This is a genomic window from Verrucosispora sp. WMMD573 (assembly GCF_027497175.1).
Lineage (GTDB): Bacteria > Actinomycetota > Actinomycetes > Mycobacteriales > Micromonosporaceae > Micromonospora.
In genome coordinates, this window is the sequence record NZ_CP114901.1 from 1704191 (window position 1) to 1727448 (window position 23258).

The 23258-nt window shown below is 71.1% G+C and carries 27 protein-coding genes; 11 read left to right on the forward strand and 16 right to left on the reverse strand.

The genetic code is table 11. The annotated features are described in order from the left end of the window. Positions 1–6: 6 nt before the first annotated feature. The 11 genes from O7601_RS07850 to O7601_RS07900 all read right to left on the reverse strand — a co-directional run bounded on the left by O7601_RS07850 (position 7) and on the right by O7601_RS07900 (position 7911). Entirely contained in the window at positions 7–432 is a 426-nt protein-coding gene (locus tag O7601_RS07850) for a pilus assembly protein TadG-related protein (RefSeq protein WP_281565533.1), read from the reverse strand. Further along, on the reverse strand, positions 429–893 hold the full coding sequence (locus O7601_RS07855; protein WP_281565534.1) for a pilus assembly protein: 465 nt from the start codon (positions 891–893) through the stop codon (positions 429–431). Before O7601_RS07855 ends, O7601_RS07850 begins: the two co-directional genes overlap by 4 nt. Beyond that, the gene (locus O7601_RS07860; RefSeq protein WP_281565535.1) at positions 878–1321 is read right to left on the reverse strand and encodes a TadE family protein; all 444 of its coding nucleotides are present in this window, start codon (positions 1319–1321) and stop codon (positions 878–880) included. The genes O7601_RS07855 and O7601_RS07860 overlap by 16 nt, the downstream gene beginning before the upstream one ends. A 3-nt stretch (positions 1322–1324) precedes the next feature. Next, complete coding sequence (locus tag O7601_RS07865; RefSeq protein ID WP_281565536.1) at positions 1325–1528, reverse strand: hypothetical protein; 204 nt, start codon at positions 1526–1528, stop codon at positions 1325–1327. Between the two features lie 26 nt (positions 1529–1554). After that, positions 1555–2418, reverse strand: a complete 864-nt coding sequence (locus tag O7601_RS07870) for a type II secretion system F family protein (RefSeq protein ID WP_281565537.1) — start codon at positions 2416–2418, stop codon at positions 1555–1557. Further along, the gene (locus O7601_RS07875) at positions 2415–3290 is read right to left on the reverse strand and encodes a type II secretion system F family protein (protein WP_281566841.1); all 876 of its coding nucleotides are present in this window, start codon (positions 3288–3290) and stop codon (positions 2415–2417) included. Before O7601_RS07875 ends, O7601_RS07870 begins: the two co-directional genes overlap by 4 nt. A 31-nt stretch (positions 3291–3321) precedes the next feature. Beyond that, entirely contained in the window at positions 3322–4854 is a 1533-nt protein-coding gene (locus O7601_RS07880; RefSeq protein WP_281565538.1) for a CpaF/VirB11 family protein, read from the reverse strand. Beyond that, complete coding sequence (locus tag O7601_RS07885; protein WP_281565539.1) at positions 4844–5644, reverse strand: ParA family protein; 801 nt, start codon at positions 5642–5644, stop codon at positions 4844–4846. Before O7601_RS07885 ends, O7601_RS07880 begins: the two co-directional genes overlap by 11 nt. A 2-nt stretch (positions 5645–5646) precedes the next feature. Continuing rightward, positions 5647–6309: an SAF domain-containing protein gene (locus O7601_RS07890; protein WP_281565540.1), complete on the reverse strand. Its 663-nt coding sequence runs from the start codon at positions 6307–6309 to the stop codon at positions 5647–5649. A gap of 58 nt (positions 6310–6367) precedes the next feature. After that, on the reverse strand, positions 6368–7237 hold the full coding sequence (locus O7601_RS07895) for a hypothetical protein (protein ID WP_281566842.1): 870 nt from the start codon (positions 7235–7237) through the stop codon (positions 6368–6370). Positions 7238–7341: 104 nt separating this feature from the next. Continuing rightward, complete coding sequence (locus tag O7601_RS07900) at positions 7342–7911, reverse strand: hypothetical protein (RefSeq protein ID WP_281565541.1); 570 nt, start codon at positions 7909–7911, stop codon at positions 7342–7344. 679 nt (positions 7912–8590) lie between these two features. Here O7601_RS07900 and O7601_RS07905 point away from each other — a divergent pair. Then, entirely contained in the window at positions 8591–9292 is a 702-nt protein-coding gene (locus O7601_RS07905) for an A24 family peptidase (RefSeq protein WP_281566843.1), read from the forward strand. 57 nt (positions 9293–9349) lie between these two features. Then, positions 9350–11728: a glycosyl hydrolase family 65 protein gene (locus O7601_RS07910; RefSeq protein WP_281565542.1), complete on the forward strand. Its 2379-nt coding sequence runs from the start codon at positions 9350–9352 to the stop codon at positions 11726–11728. Between the two features lie 11 nt (positions 11729–11739). On the opposite strand, the gene O7601_RS07915 is transcribed toward O7601_RS07910, so the two are convergent. Then, positions 11740–12225: a hypothetical protein gene (locus O7601_RS07915; RefSeq protein WP_281565543.1), complete on the reverse strand. Its 486-nt coding sequence runs from the start codon at positions 12223–12225 to the stop codon at positions 11740–11742. Between the two features lie 144 nt (positions 12226–12369). Beyond that, positions 12370–13083 carry a DUF4386 domain-containing protein gene (locus O7601_RS07920; protein ID WP_281565544.1) on the reverse strand — a complete coding sequence of 238 codons (714 nt, stop codon included), beginning with the start codon at positions 13081–13083 and terminating at the stop codon, positions 12370–12372. Between the two features lie 94 nt (positions 13084–13177). Between O7601_RS07920 and O7601_RS07925 the strand changes: the two genes are divergently transcribed. From O7601_RS07925 to O7601_RS07935, 3 genes are all read left to right on the forward strand, one after another. Next, positions 13178–13906 carry a TetR/AcrR family transcriptional regulator C-terminal domain-containing protein gene (locus O7601_RS07925; protein ID WP_281565545.1) on the forward strand — a complete coding sequence of 243 codons (729 nt, stop codon included), beginning with the start codon at positions 13178–13180 and terminating at the stop codon, positions 13904–13906. 44 nt (positions 13907–13950) lie between these two features. Next, complete coding sequence (locus tag O7601_RS07930) at positions 13951–15009, forward strand: DUF2332 domain-containing protein (protein WP_281565546.1); 1059 nt, start codon at positions 13951–13953, stop codon at positions 15007–15009. 191 nt (positions 15010–15200) lie between these two features. After that, positions 15201–16226 (forward strand): sodium:calcium symporter, encoded by a 1026-nt coding sequence (locus tag O7601_RS07935; RefSeq protein ID WP_281565547.1) that lies wholly within the window; start codon positions 15201–15203, stop codon positions 16224–16226. 285 nt (positions 16227–16511) lie between these two features. Here the strand turns inward: O7601_RS07935 and O7601_RS07940 are convergent, their stop codons facing one another. Continuing rightward, positions 16512–16715: a type II toxin-antitoxin system YoeB family toxin gene (locus tag O7601_RS07940; protein WP_281565548.1), complete on the reverse strand. Its 204-nt coding sequence runs from the start codon at positions 16713–16715 to the stop codon at positions 16512–16514. 125 nt (positions 16716–16840) lie between these two features. Between O7601_RS07940 and O7601_RS07945 the strand changes: the two genes are divergently transcribed. The 4 genes from O7601_RS07945 to O7601_RS07960 all read left to right on the forward strand — a co-directional run bounded on the left by O7601_RS07945 (position 16841) and on the right by O7601_RS07960 (position 18454). Next, positions 16841–17119, forward strand: a complete 279-nt coding sequence (locus O7601_RS07945; protein ID WP_210838669.1) for a type II toxin-antitoxin system prevent-host-death family antitoxin — start codon at positions 16841–16843, stop codon at positions 17117–17119. Then, the gene (locus O7601_RS07950; RefSeq protein WP_281565549.1) at positions 17116–17526 is read left to right on the forward strand and encodes a type II toxin-antitoxin system VapC family toxin; all 411 of its coding nucleotides are present in this window, start codon (positions 17116–17118) and stop codon (positions 17524–17526) included. The genes O7601_RS07945 and O7601_RS07950 overlap by 4 nt, the downstream gene beginning before the upstream one ends. A 305-nt stretch (positions 17527–17831) precedes the next feature. Beyond that, a complete protein-coding gene (locus O7601_RS07955) occupies positions 17832–18083 on the forward strand; it encodes a type II toxin-antitoxin system prevent-host-death family antitoxin (RefSeq protein WP_281565550.1) in 252 nt (83 codons plus the stop codon). Beyond that, entirely contained in the window at positions 18080–18454 is a 375-nt protein-coding gene (locus O7601_RS07960) for a type II toxin-antitoxin system VapC family toxin (RefSeq protein ID WP_281565551.1), read from the forward strand. The genes O7601_RS07955 and O7601_RS07960 overlap by 4 nt, the downstream gene beginning before the upstream one ends. Positions 18455–18507: 53 nt before the next feature. Here O7601_RS07960 and O7601_RS07965 read toward each other — a convergent pair whose 3' ends face one another. Next, positions 18508–19128, reverse strand: coding sequence for a TetR/AcrR family transcriptional regulator (locus O7601_RS07965; RefSeq protein WP_281565552.1), 621 nt, complete (start codon positions 19126–19128; stop codon positions 18508–18510). Between the two features lie 132 nt (positions 19129–19260). Between O7601_RS07965 and O7601_RS07970 the strand changes: the two genes are divergently transcribed. Together O7601_RS07970 and O7601_RS07975 are read left to right on the forward strand one after the other, a co-directional pair. Further along, entirely contained in the window at positions 19261–20364 is a 1104-nt protein-coding gene (locus O7601_RS07970; protein WP_281565553.1) for an aldo/keto reductase, read from the forward strand. A 350-nt stretch (positions 20365–20714) separates the two neighbouring features. After that, entirely contained in the window at positions 20715–21950 is a 1236-nt protein-coding gene (locus O7601_RS07975; protein WP_281565554.1) for an ATP-grasp domain-containing protein, read from the forward strand. Between the two features lie 49 nt (positions 21951–21999). On the opposite strand, the gene O7601_RS07980 is transcribed toward O7601_RS07975, so the two are convergent. Continuing rightward, positions 22000–23253 (reverse strand): MFS transporter, encoded by a 1254-nt coding sequence (locus O7601_RS07980; RefSeq protein ID WP_281565555.1) that lies wholly within the window; start codon positions 23251–23253, stop codon positions 22000–22002. Positions 23254–23258 lie beyond the last annotated feature (5 nt).

Genomic DNA, 23258 nt, shown 5'->3' on the forward strand with positions numbered 1-23258 from the left:
TCCTTCCTAGGGAACCCCGGTCAGCGCCCGCGCGGTCGCCTCACCGGAGACGGTGACGGTGTTGGGAAAGCCGAACAGGCCGAGCGCCGCCCGGTCGTAGGTGACCTGGACGCGTACCCGGATCAGGGTTTCACCGTCGACCACCGGGAAGGTCACGGTGAAGTCGCTGGCCCCGGCGGCGGCGAGGTAGCTGCGGACGGCGCGGTTAGCCTCACGTCGGTTGATCCGCTTGGGTCCACCCTCGATGGCGGTGGCGCGGTCGATGGCCTGGCCGCCCGCGCGGGCCGCCTCGGCGGCCAGATTCTCGGCGCGTTGCAGCGTCCGGAGCTGACCCGCGCCGTCGAACGCCATGCCGATGATGGCCAGCACCCCGATCAGGGCCACGGCGAGGAAGATGCTCACCCGACCGGCGTCGCCGTGCCCGGCCGTCATCCCCGGCTCCGGTAGCGGTCCAGCGGCGAGGTGAACGAGGCGGTGATCCGTTGTCCGTTCGGCATGGTCAGCGCCGGCAGCTTGATGTCGGCGTAGGAGACGGTGCAGGCGATCTCGACGGTGACCGTGGCGTTCTGCCCGACGTTGCTGGTGAAGGCGCGGTTGAAGGGTGTCGACCGCCCGTCGACCGAGCCGCGGAAGGTCACCTGCGGTGCCCCCGAGCAGGACACCCCCCGCCAGTCGAGCTGGCGCCGGGCCGCCGCACGGGCCTCCCGCCGTGCGGTGGTGGCGTCTCGGGAGATCGACGCCGCCCGGGCCGCGTCGTGCGCGGCGGCCTCCAGCGCCGCGCTGGCCACCGCGGTACGCCCGGCGACCCCGCCCAGCACCATCATCGCCACGAAGGCCGGCGCCAGCACCGCCACCTCGATCGAGACGGAACCCCGGCTCATGGCTCGGTCCATCGTTCCACCGTCCCGTGTGCCGTCTGCCGGACCGCGAAACTGACGCCCGGCACCACCGACAGGGCCCTACCATTCACCGTGCAGGTCACGTCGGTGTCCGTGGCGGCACAGCTCGGCCCCGGCTCGTCCCAGTCGACCAGCCAGTCCCCGGCGGCGTGGAGGAACTCCGCCGCACGCTGCTCTCCGGCGCCCGCCGGGGCGTCGTAGAGCCGTTGCGCGTTGACGCCGCTCTGCGCGGCGTTGAGCGCGGTCGACCGGGCGACGAACACGACGGCGACCTGGATCGAGGCGAACAGCATCACCAGGATCGCCGGCAGGGCCACCGCCAGCTCGACCGGATTGCCGCCCCGCTCGGCGTCGCCGGACAGCAGTCGGTGCCGGGTGGCGGCGACCACCCGGCACCAGCCGGCGGTGAGGCGACGGAACATCGATCAGGTGTCCGTCGGATCCTGGTGGGTCGGGATGTTGTCCATCCAGTCGTTGGCCGCACCGAGGGCGGCGGCGGTCACCGCCATCGCCACGGCCACCAGGCCAAAGATGATCACAGCTGTCGGCACCGGGCTGTCGCCACGGTCACCGCGCAGTTCGGCCAGCCGCGCCCGTAGCGCGACGTGCAGGTAGGTGATTACGGACATCGGGGCTCCTTCACTGGGGGTCGGGCCTAGAGACGTGCCAGGAACGGGTAGATGGCGAAGCCGAGCAGGACGAAGACCAGCAGCGCGCCGGGAATGTCGAGCCGGCTGGTCACCCCCTCGGCCCGGGTCAGGTTGTCGGTGCGGATCTGGTCGCGTAACGAGTCGGCCCGGCTGCGCAGGGTCTCGTGCACCTGCGCGCCCTCACTGCCGGAGGAGCGCATGATCGCGCCGACATCGCCCAGCTCCGGGATGCCGATCCGGTCGGCGAGATCGCGTAGCTCGTCCCAGGGTGAGTGCATCTGCATCTGCGCCATCCGCAGCGCCTCGGAGATCCGGTCGAAGACCCAGCCCTCGCAGATCGCGGCGGCCCGCTCCAGGGACTGCACCGGGCCGTGCGCCGCGGACAACTGCAACGCGACCAGGTCGAGGTAGGTGCAGACCGCCTGACGGAACTCGTCCCGTGCGGCATCCGCCTTGGTCAGCACCGACCGGTGCGCCACAAGTGCGCAGAGCAGCGCCAGGCCGAGGCTGCCCAGGACCGGCACGGCCAGCGGCAGTGAGACGCCGACGGTGAAGAGGGTGACGCTGAGCAGAGCCGGAGCGGAGAGCCCGATCAGGGCGGACAGCAGCAGGGAGAGGGCGTACTGCTCGGGGGTGCGGTCGAGCAGGGCCAGTTGCCGGTGTGGGGGTCGCAGCCAGCGGGCCATCCCGGTGAGCCAGTCCAGCCGCCGGTCGGCGGGCCCGGTGCGGGCGCTTCCCGGCGGTTGGTGCAGCCGGCGCAGCGCCGGGCCGAGCGCGGGAGTCGCCGGCACCAGCTCGCGGACCACCAGGAACACGCCCAGGCCGAGCGTGGCACCGGCCACCACCGCGAGAGTGAGGTGCAGGTTCACGCCACCACCTCGCTCGGGTCGGGTGCCGGCAGGAAACGGGCCGGTCGGGGCGGCTGGCTCATCGACCGCACCCAGGCCAGCAGCGCCACGAAGGCCGCGCCGAGCACCGCCATCACCAGCTGCCCGAACGGGGTGTCGTACGGCTGCACGTACTCGCGGTTGAGTAGCCCGTACGCGATGGTGGCCAGCGTCATCCCGGTGAGGAAGCGAACCGCGAACCGCGGCTGGGTGCGCTTGGCCTCGATCTCCCGGCGGGTCGCGACCTCCGCGGCGGCGGCCGAGGCGATCGAGCCGAGCACGTCGCCGAGGCGCTCGCCCCGGTCGGTGAGGTGCAGGATCAGCGCGGCGACCACCTGGTCACAGACCGGGTCGCCGATCTCGTCGGCGAAGGCCAGCAGGGCGGAACGGGCCAGCCACCCGGCCTGGAGCCGGGCGGCGAGCAGACGTACCTCCTCCTGGATCTCCTCCGGCGCGGTGGTGACCGTGCCGATGATCGCCTGTTGAAGCCCTTGGCCGGTGGCGGAGACGTCCTTGAGCCGGCGGGTCCACTCGCCGACCGCCTCGATGCGGGCGATGGCCCGCTGCTCGGCCCGACCGACCGAGAACAGCCACGGTGCGCCCGGCACCGCCACCGCCACCAGCAGGCCCACCACGGGCAGGCCGGTCAGCAGGAAGGCCAGCGCACCGGCGACCACCGCGCCGATCAGCAGTGCCTGGTGCGCCCGCTGCTCGCGGGCGGTGCTGCCGGAGCCGCGCCAGAGCCGCCCGAGCCCCGGCCCCGCTCCGGGTGGCCGCCCCGGCGGCCGGCGGGTGCCGACGAGCGCGACGACCGCCAGCACCAGGCCGGCCACGCAGGCCGCCCCCGACACCATGGCGATGAGCTCGATGTTCGTTCGCACCGTCTCACCGCCGACCGAGTCGGGTCTGCCGGGGCCGCCGCCAGGCCCCCTGGCCGGCCTCGATCCAGCGGCTGAGCAACCGGGCGTCGTAGCCCACCCGCAGCAGCTGATCCCGGACCCGTTCCGGCAGGTGTCGGGGGACCGCCCGGCCGTCCGGGCCGGGGCCGAAGACCTGCGTGGTGGTGATCCGGCTGCTTTCGCCGACGCCGAGCACCTCCTCGACGTGCGAGACGAAGCGGTGCTTGCGCCCGCCGATGCCGGTCTCGTCGTCGACGGTGACGTAGACGATCAGGTCGAGCGCGTTGCCCGCCATCCGGCGGGCCTGGTCGACGGTCATCTCCCGGCCGTGGGCGAGCGCCAACTCGATGATCCGTTCGCTCACCCCGGCCGGGGTACGCGCGTGGATCGTGCACATCGACCCCCGGCTGGTGGTCATCGCCTGGAGCATCGGCACGATCTCCCGGGACCGCACCTCACCGACGATGATCCGCAGCACGCCCATCCGCAGCGAGACCGGGATCAGGTCGGCGATGCTCACCTCACCGGCCGGTCGACCGTCCGGCCCGCGTTCGCCGTGCCCCTCCCGGGCCTCGAAGCTCATCACCGCCCGGTGGCGGTCGCTGCGGCGGGCCGGTAGCAGCTCCCGACTCTCCTCCAGCAGCACGTACGGCTCGTCCGGCGGGATCTCGCTCATCATCGCCCGGATCACGGTGGTCTTACCGGCACCGGCCAGCCCGGCGACCATGATGTTCAACCCGGCCCGCATCGACGCCCGGAGGAAGTCGCGCAGCAGCGGGTCGATCATCTCGTCCAGGTCGCCCCGGCCACCGGCCAGGTCGTCCAAGGTCACGTCGAGGGTGTTGTGCTTGCGGATCACCGCGTACGGGCGGTGGCTGACCAGGAACACCGCAGCCAGTCGGCTGCCGTCGGGCAGTTGCAGGTCCAGGGTGGGCTTCGAGGTGGACAGGGAACGTTCCGTCGCGCCGGCTCGGCGGGCCGCCGCCTGGAGGATCTCCACCAACTCGTCGTCGCTGTCGGCGATCGGGTCGGCCCAGTCGACCCCACCGCCGTGGCGGGTGATGCGCACCTGGTCGCAACCGAGGATGTGCACCTCCTCGATGGTGTCGTCGACAAGCAGGGTCTGGAGTCGACCGAGGCCGGCCAGTTCGGCGGTCACCTGGTCGAGCAGCAGCCGCTCCTCGCCCGCGGCCATCGGCGTGCCGGCGCGGCGCACCGCGTCGGCGTACTCGGCGACCAGCTCGACCGCGAGCCGGGCGCGCTCGGTGTCCTCCTCGGCGACGCTGAACTCGCGGCCACGCTGCCACCGGGTGAGCCGCTCGCTGAGCTGCCGGCGCAGCTCGCGCACCACCTGAAAATCCACCCGGGGCCGGGGTGGCGGCGCCGCTGGCGGGGCCGCCACGGGCACCGACCCGTTTGGCGGTTGGTGCCAACCATTGACCGGAGGCAGGGGCGGGGCGGTGGAGGTGGCGCCCGGTGGTTGCCGGCGCGGGTCGGACGAGACCGGTTCAAATCGCATCCGGCACTCCCTGGGAGACGGGCCAGGCCAGCCGGGCCCGCCGCCGCTCCAGCAGCGCGCCGATCGGCACCTCCAACTCGCGGGCCGCCCGCAACAGCGGCCGACTGGCCCGCACGGTCCCACCCAGGCTCAACACCTCGGCGGTACGCGGGTCGTGCGGCAGCCGGGCGATCACGGGTAGCTGAAGGGCCTTGCTGACCTCGCTTCTGCCGTGGCCGCCGCCGATCAGCAGCAGACGCAGGGTGCCCGACGGCACCCGATGCTCGGTGAAGTCCCGCTCGATGGCCTGGAGCATGGCCCGGGTGCCGGACAGGTCGGGCAGCTGTGCCCGGGACACCACCAGCACCACCGAGGCGGCGCGCAGCAGCGGCCAGGGCGGACCGAGGACATGCAGCCGTCCACAGTCGACAAGCACGTCGTACGGTGGGTCGCCGCGCTCCAAGCCGGTGAAGAAGTCCGCGAACCGCTGCCAGAGCGGGGTGACGCTGCCGGCCTGGGCCGGGTCGACCACTCCCGGCAACAGGAGGCGTTCCCGGCGCGGCGCGTCCAGGTCGACCAACTGCGACCAGAATGCGCTCTCCAGGCTGCCGTCCCGCAGTTCGCCGACGGCCAGCTCGCCGATGCCGCGCGGCCCGTCGAGCGCACCGCCGAGATAGCCGGCGAGCACGGAGCCGCCGGCCGGGTCACACTCGGCGAGAATCAGCCGCCGATGCCAGCTCAACGCACAGGCCAGCGCGGTGGTGGTGACCCCCGGCGAACCCTTGGCCGAGACCAGCGCGATGATCGCCATGCTCAGGCCGCCTTGGTCAGGACGACCGCGATCCGATCCTGGGCGGCCAGTGCCACCACGGCCGGTACGTCCCGGACAGCGAGCGCCAGGTAGACGACGACCTCGTCCCGCCCGTCGGTGGAGACGGCGTCGGTGACGGTCGCGGTGAACCGGGTGGCACCGGACGACGAACCTCCGCCGCTGTCGCTGCTCGGCGTGCTGACCAGCAGAATCTGGTCCCCGGGGCGCAGCTTCGGCGCGGGTACCTGGGCCGCGCGCAGCCCGAGGGCGAGCTGCTGCTGCCCGGGGCCGAGCAGTGGATCGTCGGTGAGCTGAGCCATCGTCAGCAGGGTTCCCGGAGCCAGCGAGACGGCGGCGCGCAGACCGATCACGTCGGCGATCCGGGAGGCAGGCACCGGTTCGAGCCCCTGACCGCCGGCCACCTGCACCGACACCAGGTCGTCGGCGCGTACCACGCTGCCCACCTCGACCGCCCGGGCCACCGCCAGGTAGCTGCCGGTCGCCCGGACCGATGTCACCGCGAAAGCCGAACCCAGTCCGCCGAGGGCGATCAGCAGGACGGCGAGGCCGAGCAGGCCGGGCCGAACCCGGCGTTGACGGACCACCCGGGGAGGGGCGACCGGCGCGTCCACCGGAGTGCTGCCGTTGCGGGTCGTCACGCTCACCGGATAACACCTCTCGTTCGCGACTGCGGGGCTCGCAGGAGTGGCTCACGCCTCGCGCTCACCGGGTCACCACCTGAAGCTCGTCGATCTCGATGCCGACCGGGCCGGTGGTGCGGGTGACGCCGGCGATGCTTCCGCTGTCGCCGCCGTTGCTGGTCCACGTCACCGACCAGTGCGTGGTCGCCCGGACCGTGTACGTCCCGGCCTCCGGGTAGCCGCTGTGGTAGCCGCAGTCGGGGGAGGGCCGCCCGGCGTACGAACCTCGGCGGTTGTACGGGGTGCCGGGGCCGGTGCAGGTGACGTCGTCGCCGTTGCCCATGTCCCAGACCACGCGGTCGACCTCGGCCTGGATCGTCACGGTCAGGCCACGGTCCGTGGCCTCGGCGCTCAACGGGCCGAACTGGCTGGCGCCGCGTTCGGCCCACATCCAGACCGGGAGTCCCACCAGTCCGGGGCCGACGGACTTGCGGGGCGCGACCGCCGCCCGGGGCGCGAGCAGGGTGATCGAGGCGAACGCCCGACGGGCCAGTTCCTCCGGGTCCGGCGGAGCGCCGAAGCCCGGCGGCGGTGCGTCCCGCAGCTCCGTCCGCTGGTCGCCGACGGCCCCGCCGTAGCAGGTAATCACGTACCACTGCTGGCCCTCGGGTGCCTCCGGCTGCGGCTCGGCCAGCTTGTAGTAGCAGCCGTCGCCGCTGTTGAACCAGCCGAGCACGCCGTCGTAGCAGGGGATGGTGCGGCCCTCCCACTGGCAGACGCCGCCACCGCCGCCACCGTTGTCGCCGCCGCTGCCGTTGTCGCCACCGTCGCCGCCGCCACCGGGGGTGCCCGGGTCGTCGTCCCAGACGTTGCAGTTCGGTTGGGCGGGTGGACATTCGGCACCGGGGTCGGCGGCGGTCGCCGGAACCGCGCCGCCGGTCGCCAGCAGCACCGCCAACGCCCCGCCGAGCAGCACCCGCCGGAAGACGGCGGTACGCGCGGCCGCTCGGCGTCGGCGGCCGATCTGCCGCTGATGGCCGCCCACGGCCCGCCCGGTCAGCACGGCTGGTCCTGGTGTGCCGCGCCGGTGCTGATCCGCCAGCGGCCGTCGGGATAACGGGTCGCGGTGGCGGTGGCCAGGTGGCGGGAGCCTCGGGTGCCCGGTACGACCTTGTCGTCGGCGACGTAGATCAGCCGGTAGTTGCTGGCGTCGACGCAGTCCTGGATCTCCACTGTGGGCGGTGTGGCGTCCAGGTCCATCGAGATGACGGTGGGCCCTTCGGAGCGCAGCGTACCGGCGCTTACCGCGCCGTTCTGCCGGGCCTGCCGCAGGCTGAACCGGACCCTGGTCAGCAGTGGGTCGCCGAGGAACCGGGTGAGCGCCGGCTCCTGCGGGTCGCTGCGCCGGCTCGCCGTGCGGGACGCCGCGAGGTAGCCGGAGTAGGCCGCCAGCGCCGCCTTCTCCGCAGCGGCCTCCTCGGCGGCCCGTTCGGTGCCGGCTGGCCTGTCCCGTTCGGGTGTCGTGGCGGTGGACGCCTCCTGGGTGCTGCCGCAGGCGGTGCTCGCGCCGACCGTGGCCACCGCGACCAGGCCGGCCGTCCAGCGGCTCAGCTGCCGTGCTCGCACCTCGTGCCCTCCTCGGTGCCGACCGGCGAACGCCGAAACCAGCGTCGCCGGGCGTGCGGTGGCGCGATCGGGCGGATCTCTCCGGCCTGTTCCGCGTCCAGCCGCATTTGCCCTTGTGGATCTCCTGCTAATGCGTTGGCCTGGCTGCTCGTCGGTGACGGACGTGGGTTGCGTCACATCCAAGGGGCGAGCATAGGCTGACGTCAGCCGATGCAACAGAGGCAATTCATCCGAACACTCTGAGTTATGAATGGTGGTGGAGCCGCATGGTTACCGGAAGGTTGCCGGCGTTGATCGACCCGGGGTTCGGCTCGGGCGGGTGCGGGCGGCAAAGCGGACGGTCCCACCGCCATGCGGGTCCCCGAACGGCTGGTCGCAATGGGGTGGCAAATGGCAATCGGTCCGATCTGTCCCCGGCAGAATCGGTGCTAATTGGCGGTCATTTGCGATCGGTGGGAATTTCATCTGTCCGTTTCGGGCTTTCGGCCGGACACTCGAACGGCAGCACGGCGGGCGGCGCGGAACGTTCGTACCGCCACCCGAACCGACCGGACACACTACCCTCCGTGATGGGGTGGTAGAGGTGAGCCGGCAACCCGCTCCACCGGCACTCGCGACGGCCGGGCCGGGCGAACCATCACCTGGGCACAACGCACGGTCGTGGCCGCGTGCCTCGGCTCTGCTGGCGATCACCCCACTGCTCCGGTACGCCGTCGCCCGGCACGCCGTACCCCCGGGAACCGCCCGCCGGACCGGCTGCGACGCCTGCGGCGCGCCGATCGGCCTGCACCGCCCCTGGCCGGCGCTCGGCCCGACCGCCCGTTGCGGCGGTTGCGGCGCCCGGGTCGGCGCCCCGCCGGCCACCGTCGAATTGGCCGCCCTGGCCGCCGTGGCCGTGCTGCTGCTGGCCCGGCCCCCAGCCGTCGAGTTGGCCGCCGCCGGGTGGTGGCTGGCCTTCGCGGTGCCGTTGCTCTTCATCGACGGCGCGGTGCACCGGCTACCGGACCGACTGACCTGGCCGGCCGCCGTCGGTACCTGGCTGTTGCTCGGGCTGGCCGCGCTGACCGGAACCGGTGCGACGCCATGGCTGCGTGCCGTCGTCGCCGGGCTCGGGCTGGCGCTCTTCTTCGCCACCACCACCCTGTTGCTCGGGACGCGGGGCTTCGGCATCGGCGACGCCAAGCTCGCGCTGAGCGCGGGTGCCCTCCTGGGCTGGTACGGCTGGAGTGTGCCGGTGCTCGGCCTGTTGCTCGCGCTGACCCTGTCCGGACTTGTCGCCCTGGGCCTGCTGGTCGGCCGCCGGGCTCGCTGGTCGAGTCACCTGCCGTTCGGTCCGTACCTGGTGCTCGGCACGCTCGGCGCGTTGCTACTGGTGTGGTGAACCGGGCGGCGGGGAATTGTCAGCCCGCAGGGACCGTCGGAGAGTCCTGGAGGCACTGTGCACCCCACCCCTGACCAACGGTTGGACCAGCCGCAACCCGACGAGCGGTGGCGGATCCGGCGGACCTGGGACGACCTGGACCGGCTCGGCGAGACCGAGTCGGTCTTCGCGTTGAGCAACGGATGGCTGGGCTGGCGCGGCACCCTCGACGAGGGCCTGCCGGTCGACATGCCCGGCAGCTACCTCAACGGTCTGCACGAGCGCCGGGAGCTGAGCTACCCGGAGAACGGCTACGCCTTCCCGCAGCTCAGCGACACCGTGATCAGTCCGCCGAACGCCACGCTGGTACGGCTCTGGGTCGGTGACCAGCCGCTGGACCTGCGTACCGGCACGGTGCTCGCCCACGAGCAGGTGCTCGACCTGCGCGCCGGGGTGATCGAACGGCTCACCGAATGGATCTCGCCGGACGGCGACGGGGTGCGGGTACGCAGCACCCGGCTGGTGTCGCTGCCCCGCCGCCGGGTCGCCGCCGTCGACTGGACGGTGGAACCCCTGGACGGGCCGGTTGACCTGCGTGTCTGCGCGGACCTGCTGGCCAACGAGCATGTGCCGGAGCGGGCCGACGATCCTCGGGCCGCCTCGCTGATCCAGGATCCGCTGACCGCCGAGCTGAACCACGTCGACGGCGCCGACGCGCTGTTGGTGCACCGTACCGAGCGCAGCGGGCAGCGGGTCGCCGTCTCGGTCGCCCATCGATCGGCGGCACCGGCACACGTCACCACCGATGCCGACGCCACCCCGGATCGGATCCGGTTGACCCTCGCCGGGCCGCTGCGACCCGGCGAGCGGGTGCGGCTGACCAAGTTCGCGGCGTACGAGTGGGCGCCCGTCGCCGACTCCTCCGTCGAGGAACTGGCGGCGCAGGTGACGGCCGAGGCGGACGCGGCGCGTACGGTCGGCTTCGACGAGCTGCGTGCCGAGCAGCGTGCCGCCCTCGACCACGCCTGGCGTACCGCCGATGTGCTGCTCGACGGCGACGACGAATTGCAGCTGGCGATCCGGTTCGCCATGTTCCACCTGATCCAGGCGGGCCGTTCGGACGGCGACCGGACCATCCCCGCCAAAGGGCTGACCGGCAACGGCTACGACGGGCACGTGCTCTGGGACACCGAAGGTTACGTGCTGCCGGTGCTGACCTACATCGCGCCGGCCGTGGCCCGGTCGGCGCTGCGCTGGCGGCACGCGCACCTGCCGCAGGCGTTCGACCGTGCGGCGGAACTGCGGCTCACCGGCGCTACCTTCCCCTGGCGGACCATCAGTGGCCGGGAGTGCTCCGGCTACTGGCCGGCGGGCACTGCCGCGCTGCACGTCAACGCCGACATCGCCGACGCGGTCCTGCGCTACGTCGGCGCCACCGACGACGAGGACTTCCGCACCGGACCCGGGCTGGACCTGCTGGTGGCCACTGCCCGGCTGTGGCACGGCTTCGGGCACTTCACCGACGACGGCAGCTTCCACATCGCCGGTGTCACCGGCCCGGACGAGTACGCCGCACTTGTCGACGACAACCTGTTCACCAACCTGATGGCGCGGCGGAACCTGCGCGGCGCGGCCGACGTCGTCGAGCGGCACCCGGAGGCGGCCGGCCGGCTGGGCGTGGACCCGGCCGAGGTGGCCGGCTGGCGGGCCGCAGCCGAGGCGATGACGATGCCGTACGACGCTAAGCGGGGCGTGCACCAGCAGTCCGCTGGGTTCACCGACCGGCCGGAGTGGAACTTCGCCGACACCGGCGACGACGACTATCCGCTGCTGCTGCACTTCCCCTACCTGGAGCTGTACCGGCACCAGGTGGTCAAACAGGCCGACCTGGTGCTGGCGATGCTGCGCTGCCCGGGCGAGTTCACCGCGGAGGAGAAGGCCGCCAACTTCGCCTACTACGAGGCGCGGACGGTCCGGGACTCGTCGCTTTCCGCCGCACCGCAGGGAGTGCTCGCCGCCGAGCTGGGCCACCTCGACCTGGCGTACGACCTGTTCGCCGAGTCGGTACTTCAGGACCTGGAGGATCTCGGCGACAAGACGGGCGACGGGCTGCACCTGGCCTCGCTGGGTGGGGCCTGGCTGACCCTGGTGCAGGGCTTCGGCGGCCTGCGTGACGATCGGGAGCTGTTGTCGTTCGACCCGCGGTTGCCCGACCGGATCGACCGCCTCGCGTTCAGCCTGCTCTGGCACGGCCACCGGCTGCACGTCACGCTGACCGCCGACGAGGCCCGCTACGAGCTGCCGGACGCCGACGCCGACGCCGCGATCGAGCTGTGGCACCACGGTGAGCGCCTGCGGGTGACCGCCGGCCAGCCGGCCACCCGTCCCCTGCCCCCGCTACCCGACCTCGGCCCCGAACCACCCTCCCCGCCCGGCCGTCGCCCGGCCCGCCGCTGACCCGGTGGGTGTCAGTGGACCGGCTCACCCTGGTCACCGTGGATCGGGCCACCGGACATCCGCTGTCGCACGGCCGCCAGATCCTCGAAGGCGTACGCCCAGTTGTGGCACTTGAAGCTGCGCAGCCCCTCGATCGGCGACCGGCAGTCGGCGCAGCGTACGCCGGAGATGGCGGCGGGCAGACCGGTGTTGACGTAGCGGCGGTCGCCGAGGATCACCGTCGCGATCATCATCGGATCGTGCACACCCTTCAGGGCCGAGGCGACGATGTCGTACCAGGTGATCCGGCGACCGCACTTCGGGCAGTCCGGCTGGTCGCCGCTGACCCACAGTGGCGCGCCAATGGTCCGGGGCGGCATGTTGAGCAGCTTCTCGATCCGCCGTACGTCGGACTCCGGAGTGGTCCAGCGGTGCTGGCCGGGCAGTGCGGCGGGCGAGTCGTAGACGGCTTGGAACAGGGCGGGGTCGACCTCGACGGTGTCGCGTTCGCTGGTCATCGGCGTCCTCCGGACTTCTCGGCGCTCCCACCGTGGTCACCGGCGGGTGGCGGGCACAACCGGATCAACGACACGGCGGGACGGCCGGTCCCGGTCCTGGCGTACCCGGATGGGAGCACGCCCGAACCGGGCCGGCCGAGGCGGTCAGGCTGGTGACGCGGCGAGCGGCGTGGTCGGCGTCGTTCCCGGCGTCTCGGTGAGCGCCCGCTTCCGGACGCCGAAGACGACCAGGTAGCCGAGAATCCAGAGTTCGCCAACGGTCGCGGGGACCACCAGCAGGTCGCCGACGATTCCGGCGCCGGGGGCGAGGTACCCGACGAACGTCATGAGCACATAGCCCACTCCACCGGCGACGAGGATCCAGCCGAGGACCTGCGGCAGCCAGCCCGAACGCAGCACGCACCAGCCCATCGGCATCAGCCAGAGGCCGAAGAAGAGCCCGCCCACCGCCCACAGGTTTTCGCTGACGAGGTACAGCAACTGGACCGTGTCGGCGGCCCCGCCGGCCCCGCCGGTGGCTACCGCGACAGCGGTTCCGAGCATGGCGGCGCTGCCGAGGATGGCGACGGCGTTGACGATGCCGAAGGCGGCGACGCTGCCGGCGGCGGTGCTGTTGACGGCACGGAACAGACGGTAGAACCAGACGGCGGCGAGCGTCTGGGTGAGGACGACGAGCAGTTCGAACGCCACTCCGAGGCGGGCCAACGACTCGTTGGCGACCAGGTTGGCGAGGGTCGCGTCGGCGTCACCGGACTCGAAGATCATGGGTCGGATGGTGAGGAAGCCCAGTGCGCCGGCGATGCCGAGCCCAAGGTAGAAAAGCCCGGTCGTCCGGGCGGTGCGGATCAGTGGATGCATGGTGGCTCCTTCGGTTGCGGCAGCTCTGGTGGCGGATCAGCCTTACGTCGTAAGGCAACCATACGTTGTAAGGTCAAGGGAAGATGGGAGCCTCATGGGAGCGAGAAGACGCCGGGAGCCGCTGAGCCGTGACCGGGCGCTGGCCGCCGCGATCGCGCTTGTGGACGCGGAGGGGATGGCGGCGCTGACGATGCGCCGGCTCGCCGCCGACCTCGGCGTCGAGGCGATGTCTCTCTACCACCACCTGCCCGGCAAGGAAGGGCTGCTCGACGGACTTGTCGATGCCGTGGTCGCCGAGATCGTCACGGCCGCCGACCAGGCCGAGACGGAGGCGGACGGCGGAACCTGGCGTACCCGGCTACGGCTGCGGTTCCTTGCCGCACGTACGGTCATGCTGCGGCACCCGTGGGCGCCCGCCCTGCTCAGCTCCCGCCCGGCCATCCCCGCCGGGGTGTACGGCTACTACGAAGGCATCCTCGCCATCATGATCGACGGCGGCTTCTCGTACCGGATCGCCCACCGGGCGCTGCACGCGTTCGGCAGCCTGGCCCTCGGCTTCGCGCAGGAGGTCTTCCAGCCCACCGCCGGTGCGGAGGTCGACGCCGACGCGGCGGAGGCGGAGATGGCCGAACTGGCCGCACAGCTGCCCCACCTGGCCGCGATGGTGGCCGCCGAACTGCACGACGCCACCGACCCCACCCTGGGCTGGTGTGACAGTCAGACCGAGTTCGAGTTCACCCTCGATCTGCTCTTCGACGGTCTGGAACAGGCTCGCGGCGCAGCCGGCCCGGCGCACCGGGAGACACCTGCGGCGCCACTGTGACCGCTGACATCGCTCACCGCGCCGGTCCCCGCTACCGTCGCCGCATGCAGGACATCGGTGACGTCGCGGAGGCGTTCCGTACGGCCCGTGGCTTCGGCAGCTCGCCGCTGTACAGCCGGCTGCTCGCGGTCGTCGCGGAGGACCGGTCGCTGCTCGAACTCGCGGCCCGCACCCGTCCCGGCCAGCAGCCCACGTTCGCGCTCTTCGGCGCGGTCCACTACCTGCTGCTGGCCGGGGCGCGCGATCCGCTGGCCGAGTACTACCCGTCCGTGGCCGGTGCCGCCGCTCGTCCGGTCGACGGGTGCACCGGCCCGGCCTTCGCCCGCTTCTGCGCGGCATACTCCGACCCGATCGCGTCCCTCCTCGGCACGCGCCTGGTGCAGACCAACCACGTACAGCGCGCACTGGTGCTACGGCTGGGCCTGGCGCTGCTGCGTCGCGCTGCATCCGCACCCGTGTGCGTCGTCGAGGTGGGCTGTAGCGCGGGGCTGAATCTCCGCGCCGACCGGTACGCCTACACCGTGGGCGGCGCACCGGTCGGCGACCGCAGCTCTCCGGTCCAGATCAAAGTGGAGGTGCCGGACGCCAGCCTGCTACCCGACCTGGACCGGCTACCGGAGATCGCCGACGCGGTCGGCATCGACCTGGCTCCGCCGGACCTCACCGACACCGACGACCGGGCGTGGCTGCGCGCGCTCGTATGGCCGGAGAACTCGCATCAGGCGGCGCAGTTGCAGGCGGCGATGGCCGTGGTGGCGGCCGACACGCCCCGGGTGGTGGCCGGGAACGCCATCGAGATCGGCCACCCGGTCGCGGCGACGCTTCCGCCGGGGCTGCCACGACTCGTCGTGCACACCGCGACGCGGATCCACGTGCCTGCCAAGGATCGTCCGGCGTTCGACGCCGCCGTGGCGGCCTTCGGAGCGGACGGACCGCTGCTGCACCTCGCCCTGGAGGATGATCAACTCGTCGCACCGTCCGGCCGGTCGGGCTTCGGCCTGTCCGCCACCGACGCGAGGGGAAGCCGGACCATCGCGGTCGCCGACGGCCACCTGGCCTGGCTGGAACCGCTCCCCCCGATGAACGGCACGCCCTGGCTCTAGGCCCTCGCCCGGTCCGGGAGCTTGTCCAGAATCTGCTGACGCCGCACGCCGAGCGAGTCTGACAGACCCCCGGCACCCGGTCACCGATGCGTCCACGGGTCGACCGGCAGCTGGTCCGCCGCTGCGCAAAAATCCCGCCAGATGGGTACGGGGGAAGGCATGGCTCTCGAACAACCCTCAGGCGACCCCTCGTGATCACCGGTACCTGGCCGCTCCTACCCAGCGTGGTCGCGTTGGTCGCCGCCCTCGCGGCGATCCTGTCCGCCGGCCGGGCGTTGGTCCGGACGGCCGACGAACTGGCGGACCGGACCGGGATGGGCGAGGCGGTGGCCGGCGCCCTCCTGCTCGGCGCGGTGACCTCGCTGCCCGGCATCGCCACCACGGTCATCGGGTCGGTTCGGCAGGACGCCGAGTTCGCCCTCGCCAACCCGATCGGTGGCATCGCGGTGCAGACCGTGTGGCTGGCCATCGCCGACCTGCTCTACCGCCGCTCGAACATCGAGCACGCGGCGGCGTCCTTGGAGAACGTCTTGCAGGCGGTCGTGCTGGTGGCGCTGCTCTGCCTGCCCGTGGTGGCGTACGCCACCCCTGAACTCACCGTGCTCTGGGTGCACCCGGCGAGCCTGCTGATCCCGGTCATCTACCTGTACGGGCTGGTGCTGCTGCGCCGGCTGCGCCGGGAACCGATGTGGTTCGCCCGCCGCACCACGGAGACCCGTCAGGACGAGCCGGCTGCCGAGACGTCCGGGCTGAGCCTGCGTCGGCTGTGGTTCCGGCTGGCCGCCCTGGCGGCTGTGGTGGCCGCCACCGGCTACCTGATCGGGCAGGGCGGTCTCGGCGTGGTCGCCGCGTCCGATCTGCCCAGCGGCTTCGTGGGTTTCACCATCACGACGGCGATCACCTCACTGCCGGAGCTGATCACCCTCATCGCGGCGGTCCGCATCGGCGCGTTGACCCTCGGCATCGGCAACATCCTCGGCGGCAACGCCTTCGACTCCCTGATGATCTTTCTCGCCGACGCCTCCTACCGGCCCGGGTCGATCTATTCCGAGGCGAACCTGTCGGGGCTGCTCTTCACCGGCATGACCACGCTGATGACGGCCACGCTGACCGCCGGCCTGCTGATCAGGGAACGCCGGGGTATCGGCTTCGAAGGGGCCGCCATCCCGATCATCTACCTGGCCACCGTCGCGCTGCTGCTTCTGCGGCCCGGCTGAGGGCCGGGATCGGTCGCGCCGGCCACGGCTCGGCTCACCGTGGATCGTCCACCGCGTCGATCCGTGCCCTGTTCCTCCGCCGGCCAGTATCCGACCGGCGGTACCGAGCCGCCGCCTCACGGCACGCCGCCGATTCGACCCGGTGCACGACGAACCCCGCCGGGGCGATGCGGACTCATGCCAAGTAGCGTGAGCGAGTTCGGTTGGCGCGGTCGGCCGTCATATTACTTCGTGTCGACAGTCTCGACCGATGACCACCGGGCGCTGCTGTGCCACACCGACTTGCTATCGGTCGCCGTAGTGGTAGCGGCAGGCGACGATCTCGATGTCGTCCTTGGTGATCCGGTACACCAGCCGGTGTTCGCGGTCGCGATGTTGTACTTCGCTGCTGTACGAGCCGTGCTGACCAGACAGCGGCCCCCCGTCGAACACGGCATCGCAGACCACGAACCCACCCTGGGCCAGTCCTGGACGCAGGCGCTGGTACACCTTCGAACGATCGGCACCCAGGCGCCATGGCCTGGACGTCGTTGACCCGGGCTGGTCGGCGAACCGGCAGCCCAGATGGCGCCAGAAGCTAGGAACGTAGAACATTTAGTTCTACACTCGTATTCATGGAACGCATCGGTGTCCGGGAGCTGAACCAGAACACGAGCCAGGTTCTGGCTCGGGTAAGTGGCGGCGAGACCGTTGAGATCACCGACCGTGGACACCCGATCGCCCGACTTGTTCCGGTAGGCGACGACAGGTCGATACTGGCCAAGCTGGTAGCGGCAGGACGAGCCGTCGCCCCCACCGGCGGTGGCTCTGTGCCACTTCCGCCAAAACTCGGTGACGAGAACGTGGACGTGGCTGCCTCGCTCGCCGCGATGCGTGACGAGGAGCGCTGGTGATCTATCTCGATTCAGCTGCCGTCGTCAAGCTGGTTCGGCAGGAAATGTGCAGTACCGACCTTGTCTCCTGGCTGAACAAGCACGACGACGTGCCGCTGGTCTGCTCCGCTCTTGTCGAGGTGGAAGTGCCCAGAGCGCTGCGCCGATCAGCTCCGCAAGCGTTGATCGGAGTGCCGGCCGCCGTCGGACGGCTCTTCCGACTGGAGATCGACAGCACGATCCGCGCGACCGCAGCCGCGTTCGCCGAGCCGACGCTCCGCAGCCTCGACGCCATCCACCTGGCCACCGCCCAGGTTCTGACCAACGAGTCCGGCACGGCACTGACCGCCTTCGTCACCTACGACCGGCGGCTGCTCGAATGCGCGAAAGAAGCAGGATTACCGGTAGCAAGCCCTGGCCAGAACTGACCCACGAATCCACCACCCGGGTGCAAGGTTCCGGCCGTCGCCCGGCAGTGCGGCCACGGCATCGACCATGGCCTGCGCTTCTGCCGCCTTGCACCCCTCTGTTCGGGTATCCGTTTCGGGTGGGCCGGAGGCACCACCATCCGAACCACACCGCCACCATCCCTGGTGATCCGTTGACCCTGACTTCTCCCAGGCACGGACTCGGACGGCGTCTGGCAACCCCGGCCCTGAGCAGCCAAAGGCCGCTGACGCATGCGGCCAAGCAGGCTAAACTAACCCCTTAGCTAAGCGAGGAGGTTGCGCCCATGTCGGCTGAGGCCGTGCACTACAACATGCATGATGCCAAGACCCATCTGTCGCGCATCATCGAACGGGTGGAACACGGCGAGGAGATCATCATCGACCGGGCGGGCACCCCGGTGGCGAAGGTCGTACCGCTGGTCCGGCGGGCCAACCGCACCGCAGTCGGCTCCCTCGCCGGCCAACTGGACCTCTCCGGTGACTGGGACTCCCCCCAGACCAACGCCGAGATCGCCGACTTCGGCATCGGCGCATGAACCTGCTGCTGGACACTCACGTCGCGCTCTGGGCCATCACCGGCGACTCGACCCTCGGCACCGAGTTGCTCGACCGACTACGCCACGAGCCGGACATCTTCCTCTCCCCGGTCACCCTGTGGGAGATCACCATAAAACAGGGCACCGGGAGACTCGCCGGACCCCCTGACCTTGCAGAGCGGGTAAGGGACATGGGCTTCCGGGAACTTCCGGTGACCCACGCCCACGCCATCGCCGCCGGCCGCCTGCCGTCGCATCACCGCGATCCCTTCGGCCGCATGCTGGTGGCACAGGCAATCACCGAAGGGCTGACCCTCGCCTCCCGCGACGCGTCGATAGCGCTGTACGACGTGGACGTCCTCAAGGTCTGATCGGGCAGCTCGGTCCACGCCTGATACCCGCGAGAGGCCCAGGCCCAACTCGCTCACTGGCCGCCCCTCCCATTCCGAGCGGCGCCAGCCCGCAGGCGTTCGATGGTGAGGTCGAGAACGGCCTCAAGGTGATCGATCTTCCCGGTGGAGAGCAGCAGCAGTACGCCGCCCTGAATGCCGGCCAGCAGCGCCGCTGCGGCGCGGTCGGCGTCCACCTCGGGGGCGATGTCCCCGGTCGACTGCATGTGCCGGATGCCTTCGGTGATCGCCGCCTGCCAGCGCCACATGAGTCCGGTCACGATCGCCTGCGCGCCCGGCGCGCGCCGGCCGGTCTGTCCGAGCAGACCGTTGAGCGGGCACTTCACGCCCTGCGCGAGGTAGCGCTCGATGAGCCGGTCGCGCCACGCCAGCCAGGCGGGCCAGGAGGTCAGGTTGCTGAGCATCGGCTCCTGGTCGACGAGGACCTGGTCGGCCTCGTGCTGGGCCACCGCGAGCAGCAGTTCCTCCTTGCCGCCAGGGAAGTAGTGGAAGAGTTGACCCTTGCTGGTGCCGGTGTGGGCCATCACATCCTCAAGGCGTACCTCATCGACACCGCGCTCGCGGATCTCGGTTGCCGCGCCGGCGACGATCCGCGCCCGGGTCGCCTCGCCCTTGCGGGTCAACGCCCGTGTCATGGGACCTCCTGGTCTGCATCTGCGGGTCCAACCCTAGCTCGGGTTTTGGACTTGCAGGTCCATTTTTAGCGAGCAAAGGTCTGGGACAGCGGCCCGCACCGGGCCGACACCCATGATCGGGAGGACGCAACGATGAACCACTACTACCTGCTCGGGCGGTCCGGTCTGCGAGTCAGTCGGCTGGCGCTGGGCACCATGAACTTCGGCGTCGACGGTTTCCATGCCGCGTACGGCAAGACCGAAGAGGAGTCGGAGCCGATCTTCCGGCGATACCTGGAGGCGGGCGGGAATTTCATCGACACGGCGGACTTCTACACCGCCGGGGAGAGCGAGAAGATCCTCGGCCGCCTGATCGACCGGGCCGGCGTCCGCGAACGGCTCGTGCTCACCAGCAAGTTCACCAACACCGTCGACCCGACCGACCCGAACGCCAGCGGCAACGGCCGCAAGCACATCATGCGGGCCGTGGCGGCGTCGCTGAGTCGGCTCGGCACCGACTACATCGATCTGTACCTGCTGCACACCTGGGACCGGATCACCCCGGTCGAGGAGGTCGTGCACACCCTCGACGACCTGGTGCGCGCCGGCAAGATCCGGTACGCCGGCCTCTCCGACGTGCCCGCCTGGTACGCGGCCCGGGCGCAAAGCTACGCCGAGGCGCACGGCCTGGCCCCGATGATCAACCTGCAGCTCCCCTACTCCCTGGTCAGCCGGGGCATCGAGGCGGAGTACGTGGCGATGGCCCAGACCGTCGGCATGGGGCTCACCGCGTGGAGCCCGATCGGCGGCGGCCTGCTCAGCGGCAAGTACCGACGCACCGGCGACGGCCTGAGCGGGACCGGCCGGTTGACCAATCCCGAGGCCGGAGGTCGCGCGGTCAGCCCCGGCGAATGGCAGGTCATCGAGGCCCTGGAGAGCGTGGCCGCCGAGCTGGGTCGCAGCATGGCCCAGGTCGCGATCAACTGGGTCGCCACCCAGCCCGCCGTCGCCTCGGTGATCATCGGGGCGAGCAGCGCCGAGCAGGTCGGCAGCAACTTCGAGGCGCTCGACTTCGAGATCCCCGCCGACGCCCGTCGCCGCCTCGACGAGGCCAGCGCCCCGATCCTCGGAATGCCGTACGGCATGTTCACCCCGCAGTACCAGTCCTGGGTGGTGAGTCCCGGCCTCGGCGTCGGCGACAAGCCGGCCGGCTACGCCCCGCCGGTGTTCAACGGCGTCGCCCAACCCACCAAGTGAAGGATCCTGACATGACACAGAGCAACGACACTCTAGTTCGTGTACGCGGTGTTCCTGCCCGAGGAGGCGCTCGCCAACGACCCGACGGGCTCACCATGGAGGCTGACTGGGCCGGTCACTGGTCGTCGAGTCGCCGGGCCGCTCACCGGACGCCCCTCCGATGCTCTTCAGGGATGGTGCTGTTGCTCGGATGTCGCGGTCTTGGGCCCGTACAGCCGGCATCTCACGACGAGCCGTCGTCGTCCGGAGCCGTCAGGAACAGCAATGAGCGGGAAGTGCACCGGCTGGAATTCGTGCGCGATCGGATCGTTCGATGGGCGGGTATCGAGGGTTGTCGGTAAGTTGCAGGCATGAGCTCGCCGCATCTCCTCGTCGTGACTCCCGGAATTCGCGAGTACCGGGAGTACCTGCTTCAGTCGATCAGTTGCGCATACCGGGTGCATCTGGTGGTGACTGAGCCGCCGACGTGGGAACGCGGATATCTCGACGGCTGGACGGTCGTTGCTGATCTCGCCGATGTGGGGGAGCTGGTCCGGGTCGCGAAAGGGATTGCCGCCGAGCGGGATCCGGTCGACGGGGTGGTCTGCTGGGACGAGACGTGGATCCTGCAGGCCGCGCACATGGCGGCGGCGCTCGGTCTGCCCGGGGATCCGGCGGTGATCGAGCGGTGCCGGGACAAGCACCGCACCCGCGCTGCGCTCGACGCTAACCGAGTGCCGCAGCCGCGATCGTGTTTGGTGGGCGGCGGCGACGAGGCGGTGGCGGTGGCCCGGGAGATCGGTTTTCCGGTGGTGCTCAAGCCTCGGGCGCTGGCCGGCAGCTTCGGCGTGGTGAAGGCGGACGACCCGTCGGCGGTACGCCGGTTCGTCGGGTTTACCGCCGGCAGCGGCCGGATGGCACCGGAGTTGCCCGTGCACGAGCGCAACATCCTGGTGGAGGAGTATGCCGACGGCCCGGAGATCAGTGTCGACTCGGCGGTGCACCGGGGCGAGGTAATTCCGCTCTGCATTGCCCGTAAGGAGGTCGGCTTCGCGCCGTACTTCGAGGAGACCGGGCACGTGGTCGATCCGGCGGATCCGTTGTGGCAGGACGCGGCGCTTCGCGCGGTGGTCGAGCGGACGCACACCGCCCTCGGCTTCTCAGACGGAGTGACGCACACCGAGATGAGGCTGACTCCGCGAGGGCCGAAGGTGATCGAGGTCAATGCCCGGATTGGTGGCGGGCTGATCCCGTACCTCAACCTACTGGGTGGCGGTGCGGACGTGGGCTCGGCCGCGGCGGCCGTGGCCTGCGGGCGCCGGCCGCCCGTGCGCGTCGCGCCGCGTCGCGCGGTTACCGCCATCCGCTTCTACTATCCACCTCACGACGACAGCCGGATCGCCGAGATCGCCTTCGACCGGGCCTCGCTGCCCGCCGCGATCGTCGAGCACGGGCCGCTGGCGCAGCCGGGCGAGGTGAAGTCGCCGCCGCCGCAGGGGCTTATGGACGGGCGGGTCGCGTACGCGATCGCGCTGGGCGCTGACATCGACGGGTGCCGCGCCGCGTTGGACGCAGCCGGGCAGGCGCTGCGGGTAGACACCGCCTGAGCGGACCGTGTGACAGGCGGCCCGGCGTCGCGCAACGCACATCCCCCGCTCACGCGGCGGGCACGGGTGTTCGCTCCTCGGGCAGAATGCTGCGCAGGGTACGGACGCGGCGCAGCGGGGAGAGGATGAGGAACAGGCTGGTGCCCAGCAGCCCCACCGTGCCGATCAGCAGGGCGCTGCGGGGCCCGGCCACCGTGCCGAGCCAGCCACCGAGCAACGAACCCACTGGCTTGACGCCGAGCGCCACGAAGAGGTACGCGGCATTCGTGCGGCCGAGCAGCCGCTGCGGCGTGATGGCCTGCCGCACGCTCATGGTGTGCACGTTGCACGCGGTGATCCCAAAGCCTTGGATGAAGAACGCGATCGCGAACATCGGTGCCGCCCAGGTGCCCCGCTGGGCCGCCGGCAGCAGCAGTGGCGCGAGGTCGCCGATGACCGCGGCGGCTAGCAGCGTACGCCCGAGACCGACCCGATTCGCGACGCGTTCGGTGACGGCCGCGCCCAGCAGGGCACCGACCGCTCCGATGGAGAGCATGAAGCCCAGCGTGCCGGGGCTCATGCCCAGCTCCCGGACGGCGAAGATCACCAATACGGTCTGCACGATCTGCCAGCAGATGTTGTAGCTGGCCGCCTCGCCGAGGAACGCCCGCAGGTACGGGTTGCCGAAGGTGAACCGGAAACCCTCGGCGATCTGCGACCGCAGCGGCGTCCGATCGACCTCGACCGGCTTCTCCCGGGTGCGTACTGCGGTGACGCCGGCGGCCGACGCCAGGTAGGTGACAGCGTTGACGAGCAGCGCGAACGGCGCGCCGACGATCTGCACCAGCAGGCCACCGAGGCCGGGACCGCCGATCTCCGCCACCGACTCGCTGGCGGTCAGGCGGGAGTTTGCGCCGGTGAGGTGCTCGGGCGGCACGATTGCCGGCAGGTAGGACCGGTAGGCGATGTTGAAGAAGACCCGGCCGACGCCGGCGAGGCAAGCCATCGTCAGCAGCCACGAGAAGGTCAGCCGGTCCAGCGCCGCGAGCAGCGGGATGGCGCCGATGGCAGCCCCCTGGGCGAGGCTGGACATGATCAGTACGCCCCGTCGCTGCCAGCGGTCGACCAGCACGCCAGCCGGTATCCCGAAGACTAGGTACGGGGCGAAGGTTACCGCGCCGAGCAGGCCGAGTTGCCCGGGGGTGGCGTCCAGGGTCAGCACCGCGGTGAGCGGCATGGCGAGCTGAAATACTTGGGTGCCGAAGAAGGAGGCGCTCTCGCCCGCCCAGAAGAACCGAAAGTCCCGGCGCCAACCCTCCGCCACGCTGC